Below are 12201 nucleotides of genomic sequence, written 5' to 3'. Positions count from 1 at the left end.
GCGAGACCACGCACCACCGTAACCATTTGGAACGTGGGGGTCTGGGGGCTCGGCCCCCAGGTAAGCATGCGAGCCGCCCCGGCCTGCGCTTTCCGCAGGCAGGGAAACGCGGCGGCGAGCCCCCGGTCGGGATCGAACCGACGACCTCCCGTTTACAAGACGGGTGCTCTGGCCAGCTGAGCTACAGGGGCGCGGGGGTCAGCATAACGTCTCAGTACTTAGCGGCCACCTTGGCAGGTCGCGGAAAAACATTTACGTTTACAGCACTGTTTCTTCCACTCGGATCGTCCGGCACGTTCCTGCCGGTGGAAAGGAAGTCGCTTCACCATGGCCACCGTCACTTATGACCACGCCTCCCGGATCTACCCGGGGTCAGAGCGTCCGGCCGTCAACGAGCTCAATCTCGAGATCGGCGACGGCGAGTTCCTGGTTCTGGTCGGCCCCTCCGGTTGCGGTAAGTCCACGAGCCTGCGCATGCTCGCCGGCCTCGAGGACGTCGACAAGGGCCGCATCCTGATCGAGGGCAAGGACGTCACCAACCTGCCGCCCAAGTCCCGCGACATCGCGATGGTCTTCCAGAACTACGCCCTCTACCCGCACATGTCGGTGTACGAGAACATGGCTTTCGCCCTCAAGCTGCGCAAGACGTCGAAGGCCGAGATCGACCGGCGGGTCAAGGAGGCGGCGGCCCTCCTGCAGCTGGACGAGTACCTGTCGCGCAAGCCGAAGGCGCTTTCCGGTGGCCAGCGCCAGCGTGTCGCGATGGGCCGCGCGATCGTGCGTGAGCCGCAGGTGTTCCTCATGGACGAGCCGCTGTCGAACCTCGACGCCAAGCTCCGCGTCCAGACTCGTTCGCAGATCGCCACGCTGCAGGCCAAGCTGGGCGTCACCACCGTCTACGTCACCCACGACCAGGTCGAGGCCATGACCATGGGCCACCGGGTCGCGGTCATGCTGGACGGCGTGCTCCAGCAGGTCGACACCCCGCGGGCGCTCTACGACACCCCCGGCAACGTCTTCGTCGCCGGCTTCATGGGCTCCCCGGCCATGAACATCAAGACCGTTCCGCTGACCGAGTCGGGCGCCAAGTTCGCCGCGACGACCATCCCGCTGACCCGCGAGCAGGTCGCGGCGGCGCAGAACAGCGGCGGCAAGGTCACCATCGGCTTCCGTCCCGAGGCGGCCGACCTGGTGTCCGAGGCCGAGGGCGCGCTGCCGATCGTGGTCGACCTGGTCGAGGACCTGGGCTCGGACGCGAACGTCTACGGCCACGCCGACCTCGACGGTGGCTCGGAGCGCTTCGTGGTCCGCACCGACCGCCGGCACATGCCGTCGATGGGTGAGACCGTCTTCGTGCGGCCGCAGGCCAACGGCATCCACGTGTTCAACGCGGAGTCCGGCAAGCGCATCTGAAACTGATCGGCTGAGGTAGGGCGGTCCCCGTCGGGGGCCGCCCTTTTCAGTGGGCGAACCGCTGGAGCACGAAGTCCTTCTCGGCGACGCAGGCCAGCATCGACGTGTCCCACGAGCAGGTGTCGGAGCGGACGTCGGCGAACGACCCCAGCGGCACCGCCTCGGCCCCGAGCCGCCGGCCGTAGAGCGCGGTCTCGCCCGGCGTCCGGTTGAGCTGCTTCGAGAACTCCAGCAGGTTGTTGTCGTTGAGCCGGGCCGCCTCGCCCGCGTGGGTCCAGACCTTGCCGCCGTCGGCGTCGAGCAGCGTCATGTCCGGCGTCGTGGTCGTGACCAGCAGCGCCTCGCCGACGGGCACGATCGTCTCGGTGTTCGCGAGGCGGTAGCGCCACAGCTGCTTCCCCTTGGCGACATCCAGCGCCACCACGGTCGCGGTCTTCCCGTCGTACCCGATCTCCTCGTCGAAGCAGACCCGGTCGTCGCCGCACGGGGTGACGTCCTTCATCTGGCTGTTCTGCTCCTGGGTCGTGTAGAGCACCCGCGGTTCGCCGAACTTCTCCAGGTCGTACGCGACGATCCGCTGGTCGTCGGGCTGCAGCACGATGAGCCGGCCGTTGTGCGCGACCACCTCGTCGTCGGGCTCGGCCACGTTCTGCCGGGAGGTCAGCACCTTGCCGCTGTCGGCGTCGATCACCCGCGCCGACTTGTCCGCCCCGATCTGCACGATGCGCGCGTCGTCGGCGAAGTCGGGTTCGAACGGCCGGCCGAAGACGGTGGCGGGTCCGGCGAGGTCCTTTGGAGTGGTCACGGTGATCACGTGGGTGTCCGCCGCGTACGTGCTCCGCGGGTCGGGAACCGACCAGCGCTCGCGGCCGTCGCTGAGCCCGAGCCCGACAAGCCGGTGCCCGTCGCGGTCGGCGAGCACCGCGCTGTCCCCGGCGAACAGCACCGGATCGTCATTGCCGATGGTCCGCTCCCAGAGCAGGGCCCCGTCCTTCTTGCCGAGCACCGCGACGCGCCGTTTGCTGGTGGTCGAATCGACGTCGGTGAACAGCGCCACTCCCACCGGCAGCGCGATCATCGACTTCCAGCGGGCCGCCTTCCCCGCCGCGGTGCTGGTCCAGGCCGGCTTCGAGTCGCCCACGCCGATCGCCACGACGCCCGCCGACCCGGTCTCGGAGTCCGAGCTGGCGAAATAGGCGCGCCCGTCGAGAATCTCGGCGTCCGACCAATCCGAGCTGACCGGCACAATCGGGGCAATTCGCCGCGGCTCGCTGAGCGGCTGGTAGCTGATCTTCCCGTTCGGCCGGAGGAGAGCCACACCGCCCGCGACCAACCCCAAGATCAAGATCAAACCCATGCCGATGTACGCGCGTTTGCCGAGTCCACGGCGTGCCGGGGCCGCTGCGGGGGTGGTTGCGCCCGGGACCCAGCCGCCGGCGGGAACGTCGTGGCCCCGGACCGGCGGCTGGGTTCCGGGGGCGGCGAAGCCCCTGCCGGGAGGAAGGTCGTGGCCCGGGACTGGCGGCTGGGTTCCGGGCGCGGCGAAGCCTCCGCCGAGGGAGCCGCCTTGTTGCCAATGCGGGGGCGGCGAATGCGGCGTAGATGGCGGCACGGAGGTGGGGGCCACGTGGCCGGCGGCAAGCGCGGCCGCCTCGCCGGTCGCCCAGGGATCGACGGGCTCGGCCTTGAGCCGTTCGTCAGTGACGTCCGAAGCGCGGGCGGGTGAAGCCGGAACAGCGGCCGACTGCGCCCGGGTATCGGTGATCGGCGGCGGATTTCCGTCGACGGTCGAGGGCCTGGGAGTCGGCGTCGCCGTGGTGGCGACCCCCGAGGCGAAGCGCGGCGGCCCGGCGGCGGCGCCGGCGGTAGCGCCGGCGGTGGCGCCGCCGGAAAAGACCGCACCCTCGGTGGCGAGCAAGGCGCCCTCCGCGACCGGAAGCTCGGGCTGCTCGAGGACCGTCGGCGCGACACCGAGCTCCCCGTGCAGCAGGCGGGCCACCAGCGGCACCCGGGACGAGCCGCCGACCAGGAACAATCCGGCCAACTCGGTGGGCTGGAGCCCGGCGGCGGCGATCACGGCGGCCGCCTCGGTGACGCCGCGGCGGACCAGCGGGTCGGCGGCGGCCTCGAGCTCGTCCCGGGTCAGGTGGACGGCGTGCTCGACCCCCGGCACCGGCACCGGTGCGAACGAACTGCGCGACAGCATCTCTTTGGCGCCGCGCACGTCCTCCCAGAACTGTCGCCGCGCCCGCCACTCGGCCAGCGTCACCGGCTCGGTCAAGCGCCGCCACGCTTCGGGCTCGGCGCCGGCCAGCGTCTTGCCCAGGTGATCGACGAGGGCCGCGTCGAGGTCGAGGCCGCCGAGGTCATCCGCCCCGCCCGAGGCCGTGACGGCAAACCGGCCCGGCCCGGCGCCTTCATGACGGACCACGGCCACATCGAGGGTGCCGCCGCCGAAGTCGAAGACGGCCAGCGACGCGCCCACCGGGATCGGGCGCCGCAGCACGTCCGCGAAGTAGCGCGCGGCGGCGACCGGCTCGGGCACCAGCCGGCTGTCGGCCGGCCAGCCGGCCTTGGCCAGCGCGTCGGTGAGCACGGCGCGGCGCGGGGCGCCCCAGGCCGCCGGGTAGGTGAGCACGGCCGGCGGCAGCAGACCGGCGGTCGCGACCGCCTCCCGGGCCACGACGCCGAGCAGGGCCGCGAACAGGTCGGCGACCGGCACGCCGACCCCGCCGAGCAGGACGGTGGCCTCGTCGACGCGCCGCTTCGGATGCGGCTCCAGGCGGCCGGGCTCGGCGTGACCGAGGCGCAGCGCGTCGTTGCCGACGTGCAGGCGGCCGGTGGTGTCGAGGTAGACCGCCGACGGCAGCAACGGCTGGCCGTCGAACAGCAGGGGCCGGGTGCGGCCGTCGGGATGGCGCAGCATGGCGACCGTGTGCGAGGTGCCCAGGTCGACGCCGAGCACGAAGCCGTCGATGTCGGTCACGCTGCCACCCCTTCAGCCACCTCGGCCGTCATGCTACGACCCGTCCACGACACGCCCGCCTCCGCCGTAACGAATCCCCACCCGGAACTGGGTGGGGCGGACTCTAGGAGCCCCCTACGACAATTCCCGCAGGCCATCCACAGCCGGCAAGCACGACCGGCGGCCTTACCTCCTCCGGACAGGAGCATGACCCGGCCGTGACCCTCGGGCAATAAAGTGCTGGCCATGCGCATCGAGCGGATCTTGACGAGTGAGGCGGTCCACGCCGCGGCCGACCTCTTCGATGCGCCGCCGATCGCGGCGGCGACCGAGCACTTCCTCGCCGAGCCGGGGCACCATCTGCTGTTCGCGTACGACGAGGGGGGACGCGCCGTCGGCATGATCTCCGGCGTCGAGATGACCCACCCGGACAAGGGCACCGAGATGTTCGTGTACGAGCTCGGCGTCGCGCCCGCGGCCCGCCTCCAGGGGATCGGGACCAAGCTGGTGGCCGAGCTCGCCCGCATCGCCCGCGGCCGCGGCTGCTACGGCATGTGGGTCGGCACCGAGGTCGACAACGAGGCGGCCCTGGCTACGTACCGCCGGGCCGGCGCCACCGAGGAGACCACGTTCAAGCTGCTCAACTGGGATCTGATCGACGGTGGTGCCGATGTCTGAGACCGAGCGCCGGTTCCTGGTCCCGATGCGGGGCCGGTCGGCCGACGAGCCCTTCCGCGTCTCCACCCCGCTCGAGCTGTTCTTCGACCTTTGCTTCGTGGTCGCGGTCTCGCAGGCCGCCGCGCCACTGCACCACAGCATCGCCGAGGGCCACGTGCTCGACGGCGTGCGCGGCTACCTGATGGTCTTCTTCGCGATCTGGTGGGCCTGGATGAACTTCACCTGGTTCGCCTCCGCCTACGACACCGACGACGACGTCTACCGGATCACCACGTTCGTCCAGATCGCCGGCGCGCTCGTGCTCGCGGCCGGGGTGAGTCCCGCGTTCGAGCACGAAGACTTCAGGATCATCACCATCGGGTACGTGGTAATGCGCCTGGCCCTGGTCACCCAGTGGCTGCGCGCCGCCCGCTCCGACCACCGGCACCGGCACGCGGCCACCCGGTACGCGATCGGCGTCACCGCGGTGCAGGTGCTCTGGCTGCTGCGCCTGGCCCTGCCCGACTCGTGGCCGGTGGTGCCGGTCTTCGTCTTCCTGGTGCTCTGCGAGCTGGCCGTGCCGATCTGGGCCGAGCGCGCGCCCGGCGGCCCGACCAGCTACCACCGGCACCACATCGCCGAGCGCTACGGCCTCTTCACGATCATCGTGCTCGGCGAGTCGGTGGCGGCGGCCACGGTCGCCTTCCGCGGCGCGCTCGACGAGGGCGCCCACACCGGGGCGCTGATCAGGTTGGCGGTGGCCGGTCTCGTGGTGGTCTTCGCACTGTGGTGGCTCTACTTCGACCGGTCGGCGCACAACCTGCTGACCAGCCTGCGGACGTCCATGTTCTGGGGCTACGGCCACTACTTCATCTTCGCGGCGGCGGCCGCGGTGGGCGCCGGCCTGGGCGTCGCGGTCGACCACGCGACCGAGCACGCCGAGATCTCTTCAACCACGAGCGGGTACGCGATAGCAGCGCCCGTGGCGGTCTACCTGTTCGTGGTCTGGCTGTTGCACATCCGGCCGCACCTGAGCGGCCCGCTGCTGGCCGCCTTCCCGGTCGCCGCCGTGCTCGTGCTGCTGACCCCACTGGTCCCGGCGTCGCTGGAAGTCATGGCGGTGATGCTGGTCGCGCTGGTCGCCGTGAACGGCAGCCTCGGCCGCCGCATCCCCGACCGGGTCACCGAGCAGGCCCGCTAGCCGCCGTTCCGCGAAGCGGGCGCGTTCCGGACCGGCGGGTTGGGCGAGCTCGCCACGGTGACGGCCGAGTCGCCGGCCCGCTCAAGCCCGTATGCGAAACCGGCCCGCCCGGGGCAGATCGGGCGGGCCGGTGGAGAAATGCTGCTTAGATGACGTCTGTCCTACTTGTACTGCTGGTCGATCCCGGCTACCGGGCGGCCGTCGGGCGAGAACGCGCGCCGCGGCGAACCCGACTCGCCGTCGATCGGCTCCTCGTGCAGGCGCGGGTCGTCCGGGGTGGCGGCCGGCTTCGGCTTGCCGGGCTTGGTCCGGGCGGGCTTGTCCTGGTCGGGCTTGGCCTGCGGGTCGGCCGCCGTCACCGGCTGACCGGCGACGGGCTGCCCAGCAACGGGCTGCCCAGCAACGGGCTGACCGCCGGCCGGCATGCCGGCAACGGGCTGACCGGCAACGACGGCCGGAGTGTTCGGCAGCCCCGCGGCCGGCTGGGCGGCGGCCTGACCGGCAGCGGCCTGACCGGCAGCGGCCTGACCGGCAGCCGCCTGACCGGCAGCCGCCTGACCGGCAGCCGGCTGGGCGGCCTGGCCGAATCCCGGCGCGGTGGCGGCGGGCAGGATCGCCATCCCGCCGGCCGGCAACGCGTCACCGGTCGTATCGGGGCCGTCCCCGCCGCGCGGCACCTCGTTCGCCGGCAGGAGGCCGCCCAGGCCGCCGAGCAGCGGCACGCCGCCGTCGAAAGCCTCCCGCGGCGCGGCCGAGCGCTGCATCACGCCCGGCGTTCCGCCGTCCGGCAGCAGGCCGCCCAGCAGCGGCAGCCCGCCGCCGAGCAGGTTGCTGATCGGCAGGTTGCGCAGCGGCGCCGGCTGCATGTTGAAGCGCTGCAGCGCCACGCTGTTGCCCTGCTGGTGCAGCGTGCCGCCGACGACGTCGGCGGCGGGCAGGGTCGGCCGCGTGTCCTGACCGGACTCCCGGGCCGCGGCGCCGGTGTCGGTGTCGGCGCCGGGCAGCACCGGGTTCAGGTCGGGAGTGTTCTGGCCGGACTTGAACTGCATCAGCGGCGTCGAGCCGATGGGAGTGGTGCCGAGCGTGCTGTACTGCAGCGGGTTGTCCACATTGACCCCGTTGCTCTGGCCGAGCAGGCCGGCGAGCTGCTCGTCGGCCTGCTGTTCCGCCGTAGCGGTTCCGGGCAGCAGGTCGGCCTGCGCGGGTGCGGCGGCGCCGAACAGGAGGACCCCGCCCGCGACGACCGCTCCGGCATACCAAAACTTGCGCACTGAATCTCCTTTTGGCAAACGTGCAAACTCGGACGAATAGCGTCGGAAGGGGCAACGAGCGGCCCCGTCGGCGGGTTCCGGCTGGCTACGATCGCGAACGTGGCCACCGAACCGATCAAGGAAGCCTCGCGCCGATCGCTGGTGTCGCGGCTGCGCGAGCGAAACGGTGACGACCGGCCACATTTCGTCGTCTGCGGGGCCGACGCGCTGGTATACACGCTCGCCGAAGAGCTGATCACTTCCGGTCGCCGCCTCCGGCTCACCGTGATCGTTCCGCCCGATCTGCGGGCCGACGTGCCCGACTTCGACGATCTCCAGGCCAAGGGCGTGCGCGTGGTGACCGCGGCCCGGCTCGACGAGCGCACCTTCCGGGCGGCCGGTCTGGCCGGGGCCGCGGCCCTGGCGCTGGTGATGCCGGACGACATGGTCAATCTGCATGCCGCGCTGTGTGCCCGGGCGGTCGAGGGCGATCTGCGTCTGGTGATCCGCATGTTCACCACCGGCCTGGCCCAGGGTGTGCGCAAGCTGTTCACCGACTGCGCCGTGCTCTCCGACGCCGGCATGGCCGCGCCCGCGTTCGTGGCCGCGGCCCTCGGCGGCGTCGCGCCCACCCACTTCCGCTACGCCGGCCGCACCCTCTACGTCGCCCGGCGCTGCGAGGTGCCGCCCGGCGCCGTCGTGCTCTCGCTGACCGCCGCGGCCGCCGGCGGCCAGATCGCGTTGCTGCCGTCCGAGCCGGCCGCGGCCGACTGCCGGCCGACCGATCTGGTGCTGGTCAACGCGACCGGCCGGGCCGCCGATCCGACGGTGCCGACCCGGCGCCTGGCCCGGGCCGGGCGGTCGCGCCGCCCCCGTCGCCCGCGGTTGTCGCTGCGCCGGGCCATGCGCGTCGGCATGACCCGCAAGCTGGCCATCGCCGTGCTCATCGCGGTGGTCATCACGGTTGCCGCCGGCGCGGTGCTGGCCGGGCGCACCGGTGTGCACGGCTTCTGGGAGTCGATCTACCTGACCCTGCTGACTGTGGTCGGCTCGTCCGATGTGGAGCCCGATCGCAACCCGGTCGCCCAGGCCGCGCAGGTCGTGCTCACGCTGGCCGGCGTCGCGCTGCTGCCGCTGATCACGGCCGCGATCGTCGACGGCGTGGTCAAGACCCGACTGGCCCGCGACCGCGGCGAGGTGCTCGGCACGCACGCCGGTCACGTGGTGCTGGTCGGTCTCGGCAACGTCGGCACCCGGGTCCTGCGCCAGCTCACCGATCTCGGCATCAGCGTGGTGGCCATCGACCGTACGCCCGAGGCCCGCGGCGCCCGGGTCGCCGAGGAGCTGGGCGTCCCGATGATCGTCGGCGACGCGTCCCGGGAGGAGACGCTGCGCGCGGCCTCGATCGACACCTGCAAGGCGCTGGTCGTGGTCTCCACCGACGACGCGGTGAACCTGCAGGCCGCGCTGCACGCCCGGGCGGCCCGGCCGGACATCCGGGTCGTGCTGCGGCTGTTCGACGACGACTTCGCCCGCCGGGTCCAGGACGCCTTCGGCATCACCATCTCGCGCAGCGTCTCGCGGCTCTGCGCGCCGGTCTTCGCGGCCTCGATGCTCGACCGGGAGGTGCTCGCGACGATCCCGGTCGACCGGCACGCGGTGCTGGTCGCGACCGTGCAGGTGCTGGCCGGGTCGACATTGGACGGTGCTGCGCTGGTCAACGTCGACCGGGCCGAGAGCACCCGGGTGATCAGCATGCGCGCGGCCGGCTCGGAGTGGGTCGACTGGGAGCCCGACCCGCGCCGGGTGCTGACCGCGGGCGACGAAGTGGTGGTGGTCGCCCGCCGGGCCGGCCTGCGGGTGCTGCTCGAGCAGGCGAGCCCACCGATGGCCGAGGTCGACAGCGCCGGCTGAAGGAGATGCGCGGCGCCGGCTGAAAGAGAATCGCAGCGCCGGCTGAGAAGAAGACGCGAGCTAGAGGCCGGCGGCCAGTGAGCTGACCTCGATACCGAGCACGGCCTGCTCGTCGGGCTTCTTGGCCAGCACGTCGGTCAGGTAGGACTGCACGGCCGGGGCCATGCCCACATCGCGCCCGGCGTTCTCGGACAGCAGCCACTTGTGCTGGATGATCTGCGTGAAGATCTCCTGCGGTTCCAGCTTGCGCCGCATCCCGGCCGGCACCGCCCGCACGACCGGCTCGAAGACCTCGGTGAGCCAGCGGTGCGCGGCCTGCTGCTCGTCGGTGAGATCGCTCTCGGCCCGATAGGTGTCCAGGTCGTTGAGCAGCTGCCGGGCCTGGTTCTCCTCGGCGTCGAGGCCGGTCAGGCGCAGCAGCCGGCGGGTGTGGTAGCCGGCGTCGACGACCTTGGGCCGCACCCGGTAACCGCCGTCCACCGTGGACAGCGCGACCTCGGCCACGTCGAAGCCCAGCTCGTTGAGGCGCCGGATGCGGCGCTCGATGTCGTGCCGCGCGTCGCGCTGGGCGACCTCCTGCTCGTACGTGACCTCGTGCCACAGCCGCTCGTAGCGCGTGACGATGTCGTCCACCACCGCCTCGGGGTCGATCGACTCGTGCAGCAGCTCCGCCGCCTCGAGGTCGAGACACTCGCCGAAGATGTTGACCCGCAGGATCTCGATGTCCTCGCTGCGCTGGCCCTCGGACAGCTTCGGGTAGAGGTTGCCGGTCTCGGCGTCGACCAGGTAGGCCGCGAACGCGCCCGCGTCCCGCCGGAACAGCGTGTTCGACAGCGAGCAGTCGCCCCACGAGAAGCCGGTCAGGTGCATCCGGACGATCAGCGCCACGAGGGCGTCGAGCAGCCGGTTCAGCGTCTCGGGCCGCAGCACGTGGGAGAAGAGCGCGCGGTAGGGCAGCGAGAACTGGAGGTGCCGGGTGATCAGCACGGTCTCCAGCGGCTCGCCGTCGGCGTCGGTGCGGTCGGTGACGGTCGCCACCGCCTCGACCGCGGGAAAGTCGATCCGTTCGAGCGCGCGCAGGAGGTCGTACTCCTTTTCGGCGATCCGCTCGCGCGTCTCCTTCAGGGCGTAGACGACGTCGTTGAGCTTGACGAACCGCACGATGTGCCGCGAGATGCCCTGCGGCAGGGCGACCAGGTGGTCGGCGGGCCACTCCTCGAGCGGAATGGACCACGGCAGCTCCAGCAACGCCGGGTCGATGAGGGCGGACGTGATGCGCACCGAACCAGTGTGCCCGCCTCCCCGGCGCGTCGCGGCCGCAGGTGGCTCGTTACACAGGTGCGAGAACGCCGGAATAGCACATATGTCCCTGATATGACTCGAATGGCGGTTGAGATGCGACGTAAGGCGGGCTTGGCCCTCGGCGCCTGCGCGGCCCTGGTCCTGGCCGGTGCGACCGGCGCGGCGGCGTGGAACGTCGGCGGCACCGAGCGGGTCGGCACCTGGCACGACGGGCCGGGCGTCGCGCGTACGCCGGTCGCCGCCGAGCAGATGCAGCCGGCCGACGCCGCGGATCCAGCCGCGCCGCCGGCCGCGCAGCAGAAACCGCAAAGCCCCCGGAGCGCCCCATCGGCCGCCGCGGAGCCGGGTGAGACACGTCGCCCGGGCATCCCCGAGTCCGCGACGGCGACGAACGACGGCCGGCAGCGCGTCGGCGAGCTGCTCCGCGTCGACCGGCTGCTCGGCTACCTGGGCAAGGGCCCGCGCCGCGAGGTGTTCACCTATCCGGGCGCCTCCTACGTGAAGCTGCACTTCAACCGGATGGCGATGCTGCCCGGCGACTACCTGACCGTCTCGAACCCGGACGGCACCGAGTCGTACCGCTACGACGCCCCGGCCGTGCTCGAAACCGGCGCCGCCGACAAGTGGGCGATGTCGGTCACCGGCGACACCGCCGTGCTGGAGATGCACCGGGCCGCCGGCGTGCCGGTGCTCGACAACCTGCTCGGCACTCTCGGCGTCGACGTCGACCGGGTGGCCCGCGGGTTCAGCCGCACCGAGCAGGCCCGTCAGCCCGAGGGGCAGCTGACGCCGCCGCAACAACAGCGGACCGGTCGCGAGGAGTCCGTCTGCGGCGCCGACACCTCGGCCGACGCCGTCTGCTACCGCTCGGCCGACCCGGTCGCGTACACCAAGTCGAAGGCGATCGCCCGGCTGCTGATCAACGGCACCGAGCTGTGCACCGGCTGGCGGGTGGGCCCGAACAACCGCATGCTCACCAACAACCACTGCTTCACCAACTCGAGCGAGGCCTACGACACCGAGGTCTGGTTCAACTACCAGTGCGCGAGCTGCGGCGGGTACGACGTCTTCCAGCCGACCAAGGTCTGGGGCGCGAAGGTCCTGTCGACCGACCACACGTACGACTACACGCTGTTCACGGTCGACAACTTCAACGCCGTGCGGAAGTTCGGCTACCTGCAGCTCGACACCGCGCGCCCGGCCCGGAACCAGGAGCTCTACGTGCCTCAGCACCCGGCCGGGGAGCCCACACGGATCGCCGGCTCGCTGGGCGAGCGAGCCGGCAACTGCTCGGTGGCGGACCCGAACTACACCGGGTACGCCGCGAACTCCGACGTCGCGTACTACTGCGACACCGAGGGCGGCTCGTCCGGCTCGCCGGTGCTGTCCCGGGCGACGAACAAGGTGGTGGCCCTGCACCACTTCGGCGGCTGCCCCAACTCCGGGGTCCGGGGCGACCTGCTTGCCGCGAAGTTGCGCAGCTACCTCTAACTTTGAGG

Annotated in this window: 8 protein-coding genes and 1 tRNA gene; 5 read left to right on the top strand and 4 right to left on the bottom strand. The window is 71.8% G+C overall.

Annotated features, from left to right (window positions below):
• Positions 1-117 precede the first annotated feature (117 nt).
• Positions 118-191 (bottom strand) — tRNA-Thr (locus ACQP2F_RS44180).
• Positions 192-327: 136 nt separating this feature from the next.
• On the opposite strand from ACQP2F_RS44180, the gene ACQP2F_RS44175 reads away from it, so the two are divergent.
• Positions 328-1413 carry an ABC transporter ATP-binding protein gene (locus ACQP2F_RS44175; protein ID WP_433298696.1) on the top strand — a complete coding sequence of 362 codons (1086 nt, stop codon included), beginning with the start codon at positions 328-330 and terminating at the stop codon, positions 1411-1413.
• 46 nt (positions 1414-1459) lie between these two features.
• Here ACQP2F_RS44175 and ACQP2F_RS44170 read toward each other — a convergent pair whose 3' ends face one another.
• A complete protein-coding gene (locus tag ACQP2F_RS44170) occupies positions 1460-4399 on the bottom strand; it encodes an Hsp70 family protein (protein WP_433298694.1) in 2940 nt (979 codons plus the stop codon).
• Positions 4400-4624: 225 nt separating this feature from the next.
• Between ACQP2F_RS44170 and ACQP2F_RS44165 the strand changes: the two genes are divergently transcribed.
• Both ACQP2F_RS44165 and ACQP2F_RS44160 read left to right on the top strand, forming a co-directional pair.
• Positions 4625-5056: a GNAT family N-acetyltransferase gene (locus ACQP2F_RS44165; RefSeq protein ID WP_433298692.1), complete on the top strand. Its 432-nt coding sequence runs from the start codon at positions 4625-4627 to the stop codon at positions 5054-5056.
• Positions 5049-6236 (top strand): low temperature requirement protein A, encoded by a 1188-nt coding sequence (locus ACQP2F_RS44160; RefSeq protein ID WP_433298690.1) that lies wholly within the window; start codon positions 5049-5051, stop codon positions 6234-6236. Before ACQP2F_RS44165 ends, ACQP2F_RS44160 begins: the two co-directional genes overlap by 8 nt.
• Positions 6237-6397: 161 nt before the next feature.
• Here the strand turns inward: ACQP2F_RS44160 and ACQP2F_RS44155 are convergent, their stop codons facing one another.
• Entirely contained in the window at positions 6398-7507 is a 1110-nt protein-coding gene (locus ACQP2F_RS44155; RefSeq protein ID WP_433298688.1) for a hypothetical protein, read from the bottom strand.
• Between the two features lie 99 nt (positions 7508-7606).
• Between ACQP2F_RS44155 and ACQP2F_RS44150 the strand changes: the two genes are divergently transcribed.
• Positions 7607-9400, top strand: a complete 1794-nt coding sequence (locus ACQP2F_RS44150; protein WP_433298686.1) for a potassium channel family protein — start codon at positions 7607-7609, stop codon at positions 9398-9400.
• 60 nt (positions 9401-9460) lie between these two features.
• On the opposite strand, the gene ACQP2F_RS44145 is transcribed toward ACQP2F_RS44150, so the two are convergent.
• Positions 9461-10681, bottom strand: coding sequence for a DUF4032 domain-containing protein (locus tag ACQP2F_RS44145; protein ID WP_433298684.1), 1221 nt, complete (start codon positions 10679-10681; stop codon positions 9461-9463).
• 114 nt (positions 10682-10795) lie between these two features.
• Here ACQP2F_RS44145 and ACQP2F_RS44140 point away from each other — a divergent pair, with 114 nt between their 5' ends.
• Positions 10796-12193, top strand: coding sequence for a trypsin-like serine peptidase (locus ACQP2F_RS44140; protein WP_433298682.1), 1398 nt, complete (start codon positions 10796-10798; stop codon positions 12191-12193).
• The last annotated feature ends 8 nt before the right edge of the window (positions 12194-12201 follow it).

This window comes from Actinoplanes sp. CA-030573, assembly GCF_050951115.1.
In the GTDB taxonomy this organism is placed as follows: Bacteria; Actinomycetota; Actinomycetes; order Mycobacteriales; family Micromonosporaceae; genus Actinoplanes.
The sequence above is the reverse complement of the archived record's forward strand: the minus strand, read 5'-3'. Positions and strand labels throughout refer to the sequence as shown.

Excerpts from the sequence above, each read along its gene's own strand:
- ACQP2F_RS44175 (WP_433298696.1), top strand. The coding sequence starts at position 328 with ATGGCCACCGTCACTTATGACCACGCCTCCCGGATCTACCCGGGGTCA.
- ACQP2F_RS44165 (WP_433298692.1), top strand. The coding sequence starts at position 4,625 with ATGCGCATCGAGCGGATCTTGACGAGTGAGGCGGTCCACGCCGCGGCC.
- ACQP2F_RS44160 (WP_433298690.1), top strand. The coding sequence starts at position 5,049 with ATGTCTGAGACCGAGCGCCGGTTCCTGGTCCCGATGCGGGGCCGGTCG.
- ACQP2F_RS44140 (WP_433298682.1), top strand. The coding sequence starts at position 10,796 with ATGCGACGTAAGGCGGGCTTGGCCCTCGGCGCCTGCGCGGCCCTGGTC.